The 16,049-nt window shown below is 62.8% G+C and carries 15 protein-coding genes; 14 read left to right on the top strand and 1 reads right to left on the bottom strand.

Annotation, left to right across the window (positions count from 1 at the left end; all coding sequences use genetic code 11):
* Positions 1-7 precede the first annotated feature (7 nt).
* The 5 genes from METH_RS14695 to METH_RS14675 all read left to right on the top strand — a co-directional run bounded on the left by METH_RS14695 (position 8) and on the right by METH_RS14675 (position 4,756).
* Positions 8-1,108, top strand: a complete 1,101-nt coding sequence (locus METH_RS14695) for an FAD-binding protein (RefSeq protein ID WP_084013864.1) — start codon at positions 8-10, stop codon at positions 1,106-1,108.
* A 4-nt stretch (positions 1,109-1,112) separates the two neighbouring features.
* Positions 1,113-2,435: a glycolate oxidase subunit GlcF gene (glcF, locus tag METH_RS14690; protein ID WP_024091265.1), complete on the top strand. Its 1,323-nt coding sequence runs from the start codon at positions 1,113-1,115 to the stop codon at positions 2,433-2,435.
* Positions 2,436-2,586: 151 nt separating this feature from the next.
* Positions 2,587-3,345 carry a trypsin-like serine peptidase gene (locus METH_RS14685; protein ID WP_245602992.1) on the top strand — a complete coding sequence of 253 codons (759 nt, stop codon included), beginning with the start codon at positions 2,587-2,589 and terminating at the stop codon, positions 3,343-3,345.
* Positions 3,342-4,157, top strand: coding sequence for a trypsin-like serine peptidase (locus METH_RS14680; RefSeq protein WP_024091263.1), 816 nt, complete (start codon positions 3,342-3,344; stop codon positions 4,155-4,157). The genes METH_RS14685 and METH_RS14680 overlap by 4 nt, the downstream gene beginning before the upstream one ends.
* Before the next feature lie 134 nt (positions 4,158-4,291).
* A complete protein-coding gene (locus METH_RS14675; protein WP_024091262.1) occupies positions 4,292-4,756 on the top strand; it encodes an Hsp20 family protein in 465 nt (154 codons plus the stop codon).
* Between the two features lie 303 nt (positions 4,757-5,059).
* Here the strand turns inward: METH_RS14675 and METH_RS14670 are convergent, their stop codons facing one another.
* Positions 5,060-6,532, bottom strand: coding sequence for an NAD-dependent succinate-semialdehyde dehydrogenase (locus METH_RS14670; RefSeq protein WP_024091261.1), 1,473 nt, complete (start codon positions 6,530-6,532; stop codon positions 5,060-5,062).
* A gap of 196 nt (positions 6,533-6,728) precedes the next feature.
* On the opposite strand from METH_RS14670, the gene METH_RS14665 reads away from it, so the two are divergent.
* The 9 genes from METH_RS14665 to METH_RS14625 all read left to right on the top strand — a co-directional run bounded on the left by METH_RS14665 (position 6,729) and on the right by METH_RS14625 (position 15,853).
* Positions 6,729-7,514, top strand: coding sequence for an alpha/beta hydrolase (locus tag METH_RS14665; RefSeq protein ID WP_024091260.1), 786 nt, complete (start codon positions 6,729-6,731; stop codon positions 7,512-7,514).
* A 214-nt stretch (positions 7,515-7,728) separates the two neighbouring features.
* Positions 7,729-8,937, top strand: a complete 1,209-nt coding sequence (locus tag METH_RS14660; RefSeq protein WP_024091259.1) for an aminopeptidase P family protein — start codon at positions 7,729-7,731, stop codon at positions 8,935-8,937.
* Between the two features lie 298 nt (positions 8,938-9,235).
* The gene (locus tag METH_RS14655; RefSeq protein WP_024091258.1) at positions 9,236-9,976 is read left to right on the top strand and encodes a CDP-alcohol phosphatidyltransferase family protein; all 741 of its coding nucleotides are present in this window, start codon (positions 9,236-9,238) and stop codon (positions 9,974-9,976) included.
* Positions 9,977-10,001: 25 nt separating this feature from the next.
* On the top strand, positions 10,002-10,625 hold the full coding sequence (locus METH_RS14650) for a class I SAM-dependent methyltransferase (RefSeq protein WP_024091257.1): 624 nt from the start codon (positions 10,002-10,004) through the stop codon (positions 10,623-10,625).
* A 171-nt stretch (positions 10,626-10,796) separates the two neighbouring features.
* Positions 10,797-11,879, top strand: coding sequence for a coiled-coil domain-containing protein (locus METH_RS14645; protein ID WP_024091256.1), 1,083 nt, complete (start codon positions 10,797-10,799; stop codon positions 11,877-11,879).
* The gene (locus METH_RS14640; RefSeq protein ID WP_024091255.1) at positions 11,869-12,138 is read left to right on the top strand and encodes a hypothetical protein; all 270 of its coding nucleotides are present in this window, start codon (positions 11,869-11,871) and stop codon (positions 12,136-12,138) included. The genes METH_RS14645 and METH_RS14640 overlap by 11 nt, the downstream gene beginning before the upstream one ends.
* A gap of 219 nt (positions 12,139-12,357) precedes the next feature.
* Complete coding sequence (locus METH_RS14635; RefSeq protein WP_024091254.1) at positions 12,358-13,479, top strand: hypothetical protein; 1,122 nt, start codon at positions 12,358-12,360, stop codon at positions 13,477-13,479.
* 104 nt (positions 13,480-13,583) lie between these two features.
* Positions 13,584-15,524 carry an AAA family ATPase gene (locus METH_RS14630; RefSeq protein WP_024091253.1) on the top strand — a complete coding sequence of 647 codons (1,941 nt, stop codon included), beginning with the start codon at positions 13,584-13,586 and terminating at the stop codon, positions 15,522-15,524.
* The gene (locus METH_RS14625) at positions 15,521-15,853 is read left to right on the top strand and encodes a hypothetical protein (RefSeq protein WP_024091252.1); all 333 of its coding nucleotides are present in this window, start codon (positions 15,521-15,523) and stop codon (positions 15,851-15,853) included. The genes METH_RS14630 and METH_RS14625 overlap by 4 nt, the downstream gene beginning before the upstream one ends.
* The last annotated feature ends 196 nt before the right edge of the window (positions 15,854-16,049 follow it).

Here is a 16,049-nt window from a genome sequence, read left to right as displayed (position 1 = left end):
GATGAAAATGCTGACACCTCAGAGCGAGGCCGAACTGGCCGAAATCATTGCAGGAGCAAGCGGTCCGCTGTGCATTCAGGGCGGCGGCACCCGCGGGCTGGCCATTGACGGCGAAGGGCTGAGTACCAGAGGCCTCACCGGGGTCGAACTCTATGAACCGGGCGCGCTGACGCTGGTGGTCAGGGCGGGCACGCCGGTGGCTGAGGTTGAGGCGCTGCTGGCCGCGGAAAATCAGCGGCTGGCCTTTGAACCGATGGACCACCGCGGGCTGCTGGGCACCGGGGGCGAACCGACCATTGGCGGGGTCATTGCCGCAGGCGTCTCCGGTCCCCGGCGCATCCAGGCGGGGTCCGCGCGGGATCACCTGCTGGGGGTGCGGTTTGCGGATGGCGCCGGGCAGATCGTCAAGAACGGCGGCCGGGTGATGAAGAATGTCACCGGCTATGACCTGGTGAAACTGATGTGCGGCGCCCATGGCACCCTGGGAGTGCTGAGCGAGGTGTCGCTGAAGGTGCTGCCGGTGGCAGAGGCCTCGGCAACAGTTGCCATTGAAGGCGCTGATCTAGGTGCCGCGGTGGCTGCGATGTCCGCGGCTTTGGGGTCGCCCTATGACGTGACCGGTGCAGCCTATGACCCGGAGAAGCAAACCGCCTTTATCCGGGTCGAGGGGTTTGCAGACTCGGCGGCCTACCGGTGCCGCAGGCTGGTGTCGGAACTGGCCGGCTTTGGCAGTCCCCGGATCGAAGACGAGAGCGCCGCACTGTGGCGGGGCATCCGCGATGCCGCCGCCTTTCAGGGGCGGGCGGGCGACATTTGGCGGATTTCGGTGAAACCCTCCGATGCCGTTGCGCTGGCGCCGCGGCTGCAGGCCGAGGCGCTGCAGTTCGATTGGGGCGGCGGGCTGATCTGGGCGCTGCTGCCAGCGGGCACCGATCTGCGGCCGCGGATCAATGTGCCGGGCCATGCGGCACTGGTGCGGGCCGGCGCCGGTACCCGCGCGCGGCTTGGCGTTTTCCAGCCGCAGCCGGGCCCTCTGGCGGCGCTCTCCGCGGGGCTGCGGCGCCAGTTCGACCCGAAGGGAATCCTCAACCCCGGACTGATGGGATAAGCACATGCAGACCACTTTCACCGATGCGCAGCTGCAGGACCCGGGCACCCGGCGCGCCAACGAGATCCTGCGCTCTTGTGTGCATTGCGGCTTTTGCACGGCGACCTGCCCGACATATCAGGTGCTGGGCGACGAACTCGACAGCCCGCGCGGCCGCATCTACCTGATCAAGGATATGCTGGAGAACGAGCGCGTGCCGGATGCAAAAACCGTCAAGCATATCGACCGCTGCCTGTCGTGCCTGGCCTGCATGACGACCTGCCCCTCGGGCGTGCATTACATGCATCTGGTCGACCACGCCCGCGCCTATATCGAAAAACACTATGACCGTCCCTGGAGCGACCGCGCCCTGCGCTGGCTGCTGGCCCGGATCCTGCCCTATCCGGGCCGGTTCCGCCTGGCGCTGCTGGCGGCGAAACTGGCCAGGCCATTGAGAGGGCTGATACCGGACGCGCGGCTGCGCGCGATGCTGGATATGGCGCCGGAGACAATCCCGCCGGTCAGCCGCAACGACGATCCGCAAAGCTTTGCTCCTTTAGCACCCCGCAAGAAACGCGTGGCGCTGATGACCGGCTGCGCGCAAAAAGCGCTGAACACCGATATCAACGATGCCACCATCCGCCTGCTGACCCGGCTGGGCTGCGAGGTGGTGGTGGCCAAGGGGGCGGGCTGCTGCGGCGCGCTGACCCATCACATGGGGCGCGAGGAAGAAAGCCATGCCACGGCTGCGAAAAACATCCGCGCCTGGACGGCCGAGATGGACGGGCAGGGGCTGGACGCCATTGTCATCAATACCTCCGGCTGCGGCACCACGGTCAAGGATTACGGCCATATGTTCCGCAATGACGCACTGGCGGCGGACGCGGCGCGGGTGTCGGAACGCACCATGGATATTTCTGAACTGCTGATGCAGCTGGAGCTGCCCGAGGGCGCGGACAACGGGCTGACGGTGGCTTATCACGCGGCCTGTTCGCTGCAGCATGGCCAGCAGATCAAGAGTCACCCCAAGACGCTGCTGAAACGCGCCGGTTTCACGGTGGTGGAACCCGCCGACAGCCATCTCTGCTGCGGATCCGCCGGCACCTACAACCTGATGCAGCCCGAGATTTCGGCCGAACTGAAGGCGCGCAAGGTGAAAACGCTGGAGGCCAGGCAGCCCGATCTGATCGCCGCGGGCAACATCGGCTGCATGATGCAGATCGGGTCCGGCACAGAACTGCCTATCGTGCACACGGTGGAGCTTTTGGACTGGGCCACCGGCGGCCCGCAGCCGCCCGCGCTGACCGCCCCGGGCAAACAGACGCCCGAGGTGCCGGTCCTGCGATGATGCCGCGGCCAAAGAAACTGGCTGCACAAAGCTTGCATTTGCCCTAATTTTGCCTGAACGAACCCGTAATCTCCCAACCTGTGGACAAGAGGAGAGACATGTGAGGCAGTGGATACTTGCGGTTCTGGCAGCTGTGCTGCCGGCAGCGGCCATGGCGCAGGACAGCCGTTTGCAGCGGATGGACACAATCGACGCGGGCCGCAAATGGGAAGCTGTCGGGCGGCTTGACGTGAATGGTGAAGGCTTCTGCACCGGTGCGCTGATTGCGCCGGACCTGGTGCTGACCGCCGCCCATTGCCTGTATGACAGCCAGACCAAGGCGCGGATCGACCCAGGCACCATCGAATTCCTGGCCGGCTGGCGCAACGGGCGCGCCTCGGCTTACCGCAGCGTGCGGCAGGCGGTTGAACATCCCTCCTATATCTATGACGGCGCGCTTTCGACCGACCGGGTCCGCAACGACATTGCCCTGCTGCAACTGCAGCGCCCGATCCGCAACACCACTGTGACCCCGTTTGAAACCGACGAGCGCCCGCGCAAGGGGGCCAGCATCGGGGTGGTTTCCTATGCCCATGACCGCTCCGAGGCCCCCTCGCTGCAAGAGGTCTGCGCGGTGATGGCGCGCCAGCAGGGCGTTCTGGTGATGTCCTGCGATGTCGATTTCGGCTCTTCCGGGGCGCCGGTGTTTTCTTTCGAGGGCGGCATCCCGCGGATCGTCTCGGTAATCTCCGCCAAGGCCGAGGTCAGCGGCGAGCGGGTCTCGCTGGGTTCTGCCCTGGCCGAGGAGCTGACCCTGCTGCAGGCGCAGCTGACTGGAGTGAACACAGGCGGCCGCCTGCCGCCAGGTGTTGGCCGGGTGAAGGTGGGCGAGGGGCGCAGCTCCTCCGGAGCGAAGTTCATCAGCCAATGATCTGGCGGGCGCTGATACTGGGTGTTGCCACTCTGGCGTGCGCTGCACAGGCAACGGCCCAGGACACTGGTTTGCGGCGCCTGACCGACCGTGACGACCTGCTGGGCTGGGAGGCCGTTGGCCGGCTGGAGCTGAACGGCCAGGGCTTTTGCACCGGCACGCTGATCGCGCCTGAGCTGGTGCTGACCGCCGCCCATTGCGTCTATGACCGCAACAGGACTTTGCGCGCAGCAGAGCAGATCACCTTTCGTGCGGGCCTGCGCGACGGGGCGGCGATCGCCGAACGCCAGGGTCTGCAGATCGCCGCGCATCCGGGGTTCAACCCGCGGGGACGGCTGGATCTGGAAAACATCCGCCACGACGTGGCGCTGATCCGGTTGGCTGCGCCGGTGCCCAGCGGCCAGGCGGATGCCTTTGCGCTGCATTCGGGGCGCGAATACGGCAGCAATATTTCCGTTACCTCTTATGGCCAGGGCCGCGCCGAGGCGTTGTCGCGCCAGCGCCAGTGCAATCTGATGGCCGAAAGCGGTGATGTGCTGATGATCGACTGCAATGTCACTTTCGGCTCTTCCGGAGCGCCGGTGTTTTCCCAGGTCGGCGGCCGCGGGCGGATCCTGGCGCTGGTCTCGGGCGGCGGCACATACCGGGGCAGGCAGGTGGCCTTTGGCATGAAATTGCCGCAGCGGGTGGCGGAACTGAAGGCGCAGCTGCGCCGCAATCCGGTGGCCGCTCCTGACCGGCGGATCAAACGGATCCGGGTCGGCGGCGGCAATTCTGCCGGCGGGGCTAAATTTGTGAGTGCTGGCGACTGACAGCCCTCTTGAAGCCGTATTTTCTGTTCTTATCTCAGGTCTATCCGGGCAGCCGCTGATTGGGGCCCGGAATAAAACCAGCCTGTCCCCGCGGGGAAGGCGCCCTGAAATCGCTCATGTATGAGGATGACAACATGCGTAGTTTTGATTTTGCACCGCTGCACCGTGCCACCATCGGTTTCGACCAGATCGCCGGCCTGATGGACCGCGCCCTGAGCGCGGATGCCGCCCAGTCCAGCTACCCGCCCTACAACATCGAAAAGACCGACGCCGACAGCTATCGGATCTCGATTGCAGTCGCCGGTTTTTCCGAAGACGACCTGAACGTCGAAGTGAAGGAAAACGCGCTGGTGGTAGCTGCCAAAAAGGCCGATGACGGCGACGACCGCACCTTCCTGCACCGCGGCATTGCCACCCGCGCCTTTGAACGCCGTTTCACCCTGGCCGACCACGTCCGCGTGACCGGTGCCAGCCATGAAAATGGCATGCTGCATATCGATCTGCACCGCGAAGTGCCGGAGGCGCTGAAACCGCGCCGGATCGAAATCTCCTCCTCCCGCTCGAACCGGGCCGAGATCGAGGCCACCGCGGTCAACTGATCCCGCGTTCCTGTTCGAGCCTGTAAGCCCCCTGGTCCTGCCAGGGGGCTTTTTTTGTTTTGCCGGCTTGTCCCCGCGGGGACAGGCACCGGTAATGGCTGTGCGTTGCAATTGGTCGTCAGGGTTTTCAGAGCACACTCGGGCTGTGAATGGTGACACGCGCCAGCGCATTTGATCGCCCGCGATGGCTTGAGCAGGGCCGGCGCTGGATCCGGAGACGGAAACCGCCTGGGCCGGCGCCATCAGCCAGGCGGCCGGGCCGCTGACCCGGCACCGGCCATTGCACGTTGATCCGTCAGCGGGTCAGACTGCCATGCAGATGTACTTCATCTCCAGGTAATCCTCGATGCCGTGGTGGCTGCCTTCGCGGCCCAGGCCCGATTGCTTGACGCCGCCGAACGGAGCCACCTCGGTGGAGATGATGCCGGTGTTCACACCGACAATCCCGTATTCCAGCGCCTCGGCAACCTTGTACACGCGGCTCAGGTCCTTGGCGTAGAAATAGGACGCCAGGCCGAAAATGGTGTCATTGGCCATGGCGATGACCTCGTCCTCGTCCTCGAATTTGAACAGCGGCGCAAGCGGGCCGAAGGTCTCATCCGTGGCGAATGCCATGTCCTGGGTTGCGCCCTTGACGATGGTCGGCTGGAAGAAGCTGCCGCCCAGTTCCGACGGGTTGCCGCCCAGGATCACTTCGCCGCCCTTGGAGGTGGCGTCGGCAATATGCTCCTTCACCTTGTCGACCGCTTCCATGTTGATCAAGGGGCCGAAGTGAATGCCGTCGTTGAGGCCGTCGCCGACGTTCATCTTCTCGACCGCAGCTTTCAGCTTGTCCGCAAAAGCATCGTAAACGCCGGCCTGCACGTAGATCCGGTTGGCGCAGACGCAGGTCTGGCCGTTGTTGCGGAATTTGCACATGATTGCGCCTTCGACGGCGGCATCGAGGTCGGCGTCGTCAAACACGATGAACGGCGCGTTGCCGCCCAGCTCCATCGAGCATTTCATCACCGTGTCGGCGGCCTGGCGCATCAGGATGCGGCCGACTTCGGTGGAGCCGGTGAAGGTCAGCTTGCGCACTGCGTCGTTTTCGCAGAACTCCTTGCCGATGTCGGAGGCGCGCGACGAGGGCACCACGTTGAAGACGCCGGCCGGGATGCCTGCGCGATCCGCCAGCACTGCCAGCACCGTGGCCGACAGCGGCGTCTCGGCGGCAGGGCGGGCGACAAAGGCGCAGCCTGCGGCCAGGGCCGGACCGGCCTTGCGGGTGATCATCGCGTTGGGGAAGTTCCACGGCGTGATCGAGGCGGCGACGCCGATCGGCTGCTTCAGCACGGTGATGCGCTTGTCGCGCTGATGGCCGGGGATGGTCTCGCCGTAGATCCGCTTGGCCTCCTCGGCGAAGAACTCGATGAAAGACGCGCCATAGGCGATCTCGCCGCGGGATTCGGCCAGCGGCTTGCCCATCTCGGCGGTCAGGATCACCGCCAGGTCCTCCTGGTTGGCCATCATCAGGTCGAACCATTTGCGCAGCGCATTGGCGCGCTCCTTGCCGGTCCACTTGGCCCATTCCTTCTGCGCCGCTTCGGCCTGGGCGATGGCGCCCGCCACCTGCGCACGGCTGATATCGGCCATCTGCGCAATCACGTCGCCGCGGGCGGGGTTGGTGACGTCAAAGGTGTCCTCGCCATCAACAAACTGGCCGCCGATATAGGCGCGGGTTTCCAGCAGGCTGGGATCTTTGAGCAGGGATTTCAGGTCTGTGGTTGTGTCGAGCATAGCGGGCCTCCCGGATGTTTTGTCGCTGGAATGCAAATCAGCTGTGCTTAACTAAGTCCAGAAACATTGATGAGTCCAGAATTTGATCAAATTGACCGCCGCGCCCAGAGCCCGGAATTTTTCAGACGGGCAATTTGACATGTCCTGTGGCAGACTGTCAGGTAGCAGCAAAGAATAAGAACAGGGGAGACTGGGCATGGAATTGGATGATGCCTATGCCAATGGGGCATATATCGAAAATGCGGACAGCTACCCGCCGCGCTGGGCGGCGTCGGCGGAGGATTTCCGCAACAGCCTGCATGAGCGCGCCCGGCTGGATATCCCCTATGGCGAGGGGGCGCGGCAGTGCGTTGACCTGTTCCTGCCGGAGGGCACGCCCAAGGGCGTGTTTGTGTTTGTTCATGGCGGCTATTGGCTGGCCTTCGACAAAAGCTTCTGGTCGCATCTGGCCCGCGGCGCGATTGCGCATGGCTGGGCGGTGGCGATGCCGTCGTATGATCTGTGCCCTGAGGTGCGGATAGCGGATATCACCCGGCAGATCGCGGCTGCGGTGGCCCGGATTGCGGATGAGGTTGCAGGGCCGATTGCGCTGGCGGGCCATTCGGCGGGCGGCCATCTGGTGGCGCGGATGCTGGACAAGGCGCTGCTGCCGGAAGCGGTGGGCGCGCGGATCAAGACGGTGATCCCGATCTCGCCGCTGGCGGATTTGCGCCCCTTGCTGCGGACCTCGATGAACCAGAAGTTCAAGATGGATTCCGCAGCGGCCATTGCCGAAAGCCCGGTGGACATGCAGGACCGTTATCCGGCAGAGGTGACGGTCTGGGTCGGCGGCGAGGAGCGTCCGGCGTTTCTGGATCAGGCGATCTGGCTGGTGGAGGCCTGGGAGACGGATCACGTGATCGCCTTTGGCAAGCACCATTTCAACGTGATCGATCCGCTGGCGGATCCCGAAAGCGATCTGGTGGCGCTGATCGTGAATTGAAAGCTTCTGTCCGGCCGGCAGGCCGGACGGCGGGCGCCCGCCTTTCCGGGGTGCAGGTAACGGCCGGAAAATTGTTCTTGCCAGAATCCTGATTTCAGCCCATTAATCCGGCCAAGGGCCAGGCGATGGCGTCGCCGCATGGGATACATGGTGCCCTAAAATCCAAAACTGTCCTGAACGCCGGGACCTTTCTTGTAAGAAGGAAGGGTCTGATATGACTGCACGTCCTGAAATGTACCGTTTTCACAATGGCGAAAAAGCGCCGTTGCAATTTGCCGTCTCCGAATACGAGGCGCGCCTCAATGGCCTGCGTAAGATCATGGCTGAAACCGGCGTGACTGCCGCCGTCTTCACCTCGATGCACAACATCTCCTATTACTCGGGCTTCACCTACTGCGCCTTTGGCCGGCCTTACGGCATGGTGGTGACCGCGTCCGAAGCCGTGACCATCTCGGCCGGTATCGATGCGGGCCAGCCCTGGCGGCGGTCGTTCTGCGACAACATCACCTATACCGACTGGCAGCGCGACAACTTCTGGCGCGCGATCAAGTCGGTCAGCGGCGCCGGCGCGGTTGTCGGTTACGAAAGCGATCACCTGACCCTGATGCAGAAGGCCAAACTGGAGAGCTTCCTGGAGCCGTCCAGCCTGGTTGACCTTTATGAGCCGACGATGCGTCAGCGGATGGGCAAATCCGCGGCCGAGCTGGACATGATCCGTGCCGGTGCTGCTGTTGCCGATGTGGGCGGCTTTGCGATCCGCGATGCGGTGAAGGAAGGCGTGCGCGAGATTGATGTGGCCATGGCCGGCCGCGATGCGATGGAACTGGAGATCGCCAAGCGTTTCCCGGATGCGGAATACCGTGACAGCTGGGTCTGGTTCCAGTCCGGCATCAACACCGATGGCGCCCATAACCCGGTCACCAGCCGCACCCTGCAGCGCGGCGATATCCTGTCGCTGAACACCTTCCCGATGATCTCGGGCTATTACACCGCGCTGGAACGGACCATGTTCGTGGGTGAGGTGGATGCCGAGAGCCTGAAGATCTGGGAAGCCAATGTGGCGGCCCATGAATACGGCATCTCGCTGCTGCAGCCGGGCGCAAGCTGCGCGGAGATCACCAGCAAGATCAACGCCTTCTTTGAAGAGCGCGACCTGCTGCAATACCGTACCTTCGGCTATGGCCACTCGTTCGGGGTCCTGTCGCACTATTATGGCCGCGAGGCCGGGCTGGAACTGCGCGAGGATATCGATACGGTTCTGGAACCGGGCATGGTGATCTCGATGGAGCCGATGCTGACGATTGCGGATGGCCAGCCCGGTGCCGGCGGCTACCGCGAGCATGACATCCTGATCATCCATGAAGACGGCAATGAGAACATCACCAAGTACCCCTATGGGCCGGAGTTCAACGTCGTCGGGTAACTGAGGGCGGCAGGCGGGGCACTCCCGCCTGTTCAGTGCCTCCCGGTGGGAGGCCTTCACAGTTGGGCGTGGCACCGTGCGATGCACGGTGCCATTTCCTTTGCCGGGCTATCGCCTGTACACTGGACATACGGCGGGCGGGTGCAGGGTTTGCACACATTGCACCGGGACGCTGCTTGGGGCATATGTGCGCCACGGCTGAAACAGCCGCTAATTTTATACTCCGCGGTTTGCCCCAAAGGCCGCCAAAGGGCCGCGGCGTGCCCCAGCGCTCCGCGAGGAAGAAAGAGCCACCGCAATGTATGACACCCCGGAAAAGAAGAAATCCGAATTTGCGCTGATCCAGCTGATGCCGAACATGATGACCATTGGCGCCATCTGTGCCGGCCTGACTGCGATCCGCTTTGCGGTTTTCGGGAATTACTCCCTGGCGGTGATGATGATCATCCTGGCCGCGGTTCTGGACGGACTCGACGGGCGGCTGGCCCGTGCCTTGCACAGTGAAAGCAAGATGGGCGCCGAGCTGGACTCGCTGGCGGATTTTCTGAACTTTGGTGTTGCCACACCGCTGGTGATCTATTTCTGGGCCTTGCAGGACGTGCGCGGCGCCGGGTGGATTTCGGTTCTGGTGTTTTCGGTCTGCTGCGTGGTGCGGCTGGCGCGGTTTAATGTCAGCACCAAGTCGGAGGAATCGCCAAAGGGGCGCAGCGGCTATTTTGACGGCATCCCGTCGCCTGCCGGCGCGCTGCTGGCATTGCTGCCGATGTTTGTCGCCTTTGCCTTTGACGGCAAGGTCGTGCTGCCGGAGCTGCTGATCTGCCTGCATATGGTGGTGATCGGATTGGCAATGATCAGCCACATTCAGACCTGGTCGCCAAAGGCGGTTAAAATCTCCCGCGAGAATGTTAAGTATTTGCTCGTCGGCTTTGCCTTTATTGCTGCGGCATTACTGACCTATGCGTGGACGGTGCTTGTTGTGCTATGCGTTGGCTACGTTGTGATGGTGATTTGGGGGCTGGTTTCAAATCCAAAGGACTAGCCCATGACGTCCGGGGAGGGACGAATTGGATATCAAGGCAGTTGAAGAATCTTACGCGCGCTGGGCGCCGGTCTATGACAAGACCTTTGGCGCGGTGACGCGCTCGGGCCGCCGCCGTGCGGCCCGCTATATCAACACCCGTCAGGGCAGGGTTCTGGAAGTTGGCGTCGGCACCGGGCTGTCGCTGCGGCATTACGCACCGCATTTGCAGGTGACCGGCATCGATTTCAGTCATGACATGCTGAAGAAGGCGCAAAAAAAGGTGCAGGAGCTGGGCCTGAGCCAGGTCAAGGAACTGCGCCAGATGGATGCGCGGTGCCTGGACTTTCCGGACAATTCCTTTGACACCGTGGCGGCGATGCATGTGCTGTCGGTGGTGCCGGATCCGGAACAGGTGATGCGTGAGATAACGCGCGTCCTGAAACCTGGCGGCGAGGTGGTGATCACCAACCACTTCAAAAGCGGCAAGGGGGTGCGGGCGTCGCTGGAAAAGCTCTCTGCTCCCTTGGCCAATGTGATCGGCTGGCATTCGGATTTCGCGTTGGAATCGGTGCTGCAGGAGGACCGGCTGAAGATCGAGCGGCAGGAGAGCATTCCGCCCTTCGGGATGATGACCTTCCTGGTTCTGGGCAAGCAGCAAACCATGTGAAACGGCGCAGTTCAGCGAAGCGGCCCCGGAGTGTTCTCCGGGGCTTTTCTTTGTGCGGCCTCTCTGCAACAGTGCATGTGAGCCGGGCGGAATTGAACCGCCTCAGGGGATGTAAATTTCTTTTACATCCCCATATCCGGATTAGTTATTTCAAGGGAAGGAAGGGATACTATGAGTGTTTCCCAATTTGAGAAGATGGTGGCCGAAAGCCAGGACAAGGTGCGGGAATCCCAGGCTAAGATCGGGGCGCTGACTTCGCGTATCGAGGCTGCGCGCAACAAGATCGAGGCGGGCGAGGATGCCAGCATCGATATCGAAAACGCCACACTTGAGGATGTGCACGCCCATACCGAAGTGATGAACGCCAATATCGCCGAGCTGATCATGGGGCTGGATGATGTGACCGCGGCCTTCTCCAAGGATTTTGACGAGATGCGGGGCAAGACCGGCTGGGAGAGCTTTGTCGGCTTCTTCAGCAAGGGAAAATCGGATTCGATGCGCCAGGAGCGGATGCGCACCGCCAATATCGACGACAAGCTGCAGGATCTGATTGCCAAGTCGGACGTGATCGTGAAGCTGCTGGAAGGCCAGCTGGCGACCCTGGAAGAGCAGCGCGAGAAGGTGCAGGAGAACCTGAACGCTACGCTGGACGACCGCGAGTTCACGGTGCAGGAGCTGGAAGCCGTGCGGGCCGGGATCGTGGCGCTGGATCCCGCGATCATCGAGCTGGAGAACAAGATCTCGGTCGAGCAGGACGCCGCCGCGCGCACCAAGCTGGAGACCGAACTGGCGGATCTGAACGCCAAATACAACGCGATGGTTCAGGAGGAGCAGGTCAAGCTCGCCAAGTCCCAGACGCTGGAGCGCTATATCGAGAAGGGCAAGACCTGGGTCGACAGCCTGCAGAACCAGGCGGCGACGCAGATGGTGCTGATCAACAAGCTGCAGACAGACACGGCGCAGCGGGTGGTGCTGTATGACGCGCTGACCAAGTCGCTGAAAACCGCGCAGCAGCAGGATGTGGCGCACCGGATCAACGAGATCGGCGTGCAGACCGACAAGGAAGCCCAGACCGCGATGGCCGCGATCGGCACCGCGACCAACCAGAAGATGGCCGACATGCTGGAAGCGCATGAGGGCAACATGGTGTTCGCCCGCGACGTGCTGGAGAAGAAGGCCAAGGCGGATGAACGCTTTGCCCGCCGGTTTGCGGCGATTGTCGAGAAGCACGACAAGAACCTGTATGGGGGGTGAGTTTCCATATCGTCCGCCATTCGTTCTGCTGAAGTGGGCGTTGGGAATTGCAGGCCTTGCTATGGCATTCCCGTTGATCTCCACCGCACTTTTTCAGTTTGAGATGGAATGGGTAAGAAAGGTTGGAGCTGGGTTCGGCTTGGCGGCTTATTTTGGAAGTTTCTTGTTGCTGGGACTTTCAGCTGTGCTTGCCGTTTGGGCCGTTGCTTGGCTGGGGCTTACCTTCGTTCTCAATCGTACCGGAAGTCAGAAGGACTGACATCGCTTATGAAAGCAGCCTGATTGCCTTGTCCGTTAGTGCAGCAAAGAAAAGTTAAATGGAAACAGCTAGAGTTGAGTTCGCACGAAACACAGGACAGCTCCCGGCCGCGGGTGGGGGCGTAGCGCCCGCCGTTTCGCCGGAGGCAAACGTTCGGTTTGACGGGGGCGGCCGGGCGCTGTCCGTGCCGCAAGCGGCACGTCCGGAAAGGGGGCCGGCATGACCGATCCCTCCCACGAGCACGCTGGCCTCAGTGATACCTTTGCCTCGCGCCGGTATTTCAAGAAGTTCGAGACCATCATCCGGCATCTGACGCGGGTGGCGGCGGTGATGCAGGCGGAAGGGCGGCTAACGAAATCCGACGTGAAGGTGCTGACTGCCTATCTGATGCGGCTCAATTTCACCTTTCGCGCGCTCAGCATGAAATACCTGATGGCGGGGCGCGATACCGGCCGGTTCTTTGGCAGTCTGGCGATGGACAAGCGGGACAGCGGTTTTCCGGTCGCGGCCGAACTGATGACCATGGCCAATGACGCCCAGCAGGCAGAGCGGCATCTGGGCAATATGGCCAGCGAAGAGCAGCTCAAAGACGACATGGTCCGCACCATCATCGCTGACCGCACGGTGCCGTCAAAACTGCAATTCGCCCTGTCGCAGCGGCTCTATTATCAGGAGCTTTTGAAGGGGCAGCTGTTCTGGACGCAGAACGATCCCGTTTGCGAATGGCTGGAAAACATCGGCGAACGGCGCCGCCGCTTCCTTTTGCATTGGGCGGCCTATGACAGCCAGGTGAACCTGCCGGTGATCTACCTGATGGAGCTGGAGGACAGCGGCAAGGTAGCGCTGCCCAAGGACGAACGCCGCTGGCCCGAGGTGCAGGCGCATCTGATGGCGCAGGCCTTGGCGGGGTTGAAGCTGGTGACCATCGCCAAGGGGTTTGACGAGGATTTCGACGGCCTTCACCCCAAGCATCTGCGCCGCTTTCACGTGGGGCCGATGTATTCCTCGGCCTATACCGAGCAGTCCGGCCCTTTGCGCCGGGTGCTGGAGGAGGCCGAGGCGCCGGCAGGCCAGGATTGGGCGCTGGCCTGGACGCTGGAGGAGCTGGAAAGCGAAGAGGTGCGCGAGGAGCGTTCGGGCTGGTTCGGCACCGTGGAGCGGGAGATTTTTGCGCTCGACCCCTTTGGCGGGCGCGGCGCCGATACCGGCGCGACCCGGACCCAGCGCGCCATTATCCTGCCGCAGCGCCCGTTTCAGGTGCTGGCAGAGCTGGATCCGCCGGGGTTCGGCGACGTGCAGAAGTTTGTGGTGAGCGAGGCGGGGCAGGTGCTGCGGTATTGAAGCCTGCGTTTGCGGCTGCGGCGGGAGCCTCCGGCGGGAGTATTTTTTGAAAGATGAAGAGCGGGCCGGATTTTAGGGCGCACGGCACGGATTGAGAGGGTGAAATGAGCATTTCAGGCAATCAGATGGAGCTGCGGGAAGAGGATATCCGCAAGCATTACGCCGCCGCGGCGGCGCTGCTGGACGGGTTTGACCACACGCCGCGGATGGCCAGGCCGCAGGCCGAGGCGAAGGCGCCGGAGCGGTCCTCAGGCATTGGCACGCGGCGGCGGTTCCGGTCCACCACGCCGGGGCTGGTGACGCGCTCCACCGCGCGGCCCGAAGGGGTGCATCTGATTGCCAGGATCGAGGCGGCGGATCAGGAGGATCCGCTGACCTCGCCCCTGCAGGCGACGCTGCAGCATGGCTTGCGCCGGGCGCTGGCGATCGCGCTGGCGATGGGGGAGGCCTATGCAGATGTGTCCGGTCTGGGCGACCTGAAGCGGGCCAATCTGGCCGGATCCCTGGACGCGGCGCGCAAGGGGGAATTCACCGAACTGCTGGCGGCGGAGGCGTTGGTCACGGCGCATGTCTTTGCCAATGCCACGGCCTTTCTGCTGGCGCCGCACGGGTCCGAGGCGCAGGCTGAAGTGGGCGAGGCGGAGGAGCTTTTGACCGACAACGCGCCGCTGGCGCTGCACGGGGCGCTGTGGGAGCTGGATCAGAAACTGGCGCTGCATGCGCCCGACGATGCGCATCTGATTGCAGCTACCGCCGCCTTTGCCGAGCAGCTGATGGAGAAGGCATCCTTGCGCGCCCGGAACGCGCCGCGGTTGGAAGCCTTTACCGCTGCGGCCTGGCGGGTGGAGGCGGATGATCTGACCCTGCGCGGTTTTGAGCCCGCGGCCAAGGCGAAGTCCTCGACCCTGACGATGGCGTTCAAGAAACCGCATGAGGTGGTCGGCAACCATATCGCCAAGTATCAGGCCATGCGGCTGGCCAAGATGCTGATGGCCTATGATTTCGACCGCCGCCTGAACCCTTTTGCCGAGATGGGCGGCTTCATCTTCACCTTCATGGGCGACGGCAAGCCGGGGACGGGCAAGACCACCCTGATCCAGATGATGGCCGGCCTCATCCACGATTATTGCCAGAACGCGGGCTATGCCTTCCGCTACCAGAACTTTGGCATCGACAATATCGACAGCTACCAGGGCAAATCCGGACAGAACGCCAAATCGTTCATTCAGAATGTGATTGATCCGGGCGTGATCGGTTTCGGCACCATCGATGACATCGACCAGATCGCGGGCAAGCGCGGCGACCGCCAGTCCAGTGCGGGCCAGCAGGAGGTGACGGCGGTGTTCATGGAGGCCTTTGCTGGGGCCAACACCGTGGTGCGGGGCAACTGCACCTTTGGCATGTTCTCCAACTACCCGGAGAATGTCGACGGCGCGCTGCGCCAGCGGGCCGGGGCGCGGTTCCTGGTGGACGGGCCGCAGACGCGCGAGGATTACATCGACATCCTGACGCTGCTGATGGGCAAGAACCATGCGATCCCGCAGGGTGAGCATGACCTTTACGGCGCGCAGGAGATCAAGCGGGCGGTGGCGCGGTCCTTTGAGGCGCATAACCAGCCGCAGGAGGCCGGGCTGGCCGAGGTCTTCGGCCGGGTGCAGGAGCAGATCGGCGAGCTGGATGACCTGGCCAAGCTGGGCACCTATCTGAAGGCGATCCAAGCCGCGGATGAGCGGTTTACGGGCCGTGCCATCAAGAACATCACCGATGCGGTCAAGGTCCGGGCGATGGATTTTGAGCTGCCGGATGAGTGGATGGAGAACCCGGAGCTGTTCCTGTTCAAGGACTTTGATACCAAATCCGCGATGATTGCAGAGCTGCGGGTGCCGATCACGGTCGAGATGGTGGTGCAGGAGATCAACCGCTACGCCGACAGCGAGTTCCGCTATGCCGACAAGTCGGATGAGGTGGCGATTGAAAATATGGTGCGGGATTTCGGCCGCCAGGAAGAGGCGAAGCGGCGGTATCTGGAGGGGCAGGCTAAATGATCCTGTTGGCGATGGTCTTTTATGTCGTCGTAGGCTGCGCCTTGGTAGCCGTGCCCACGGCGCTGGTACAGGGCGCGCGCTATGGCAAAGATGAAACGGGTAGGCCGAGAGCCGTGCGGAATACAGGTCTTGCCGTCGTTGGGCTTCCTTTCGTTCTGACTGCATTGGGCGTGTACTTAATAACCGCGGAGACCGCTCAAAATTCACCCGACCTCTGGGTTGGGCTGTTCCTCTGGCTGATGGCTTTTGCATTTTCAATGGTGGTGCTGGTGCCGCTTGGTTTGATCAGTTTCTGGTTCGGGAAGCTGATTGGGAGTTCGAAAGTATGAATGTTTCGCGCAACATGAGGGCTGAGCCTGTCCGCGGGCGGAAGCGGAGCGCCCGCCCAGGAGGGCGGACGGGCGTTGCCCGAGCCGCAAGCGTCTCGGGCGGGGAGTTAGCGGGGAGCCTCACCCAATCCCAGCACGGTTTTTGGTGCCTCTCTTCTTCGCAGAAGGGGTGTTTCACGTTGGCAATTAGTGAGGT

Origin of the sequence: Leisingera methylohalidivorans DSM 14336, from assembly GCF_000511355.1 — a bacterium.
GTDB classification, from domain to species: Bacteria; Pseudomonadota; Alphaproteobacteria; order Rhodobacterales; family Rhodobacteraceae; genus Leisingera; species Leisingera methylohalidivorans.
This window is presented reverse-complemented; position numbering and strand designations above follow the sequence as displayed.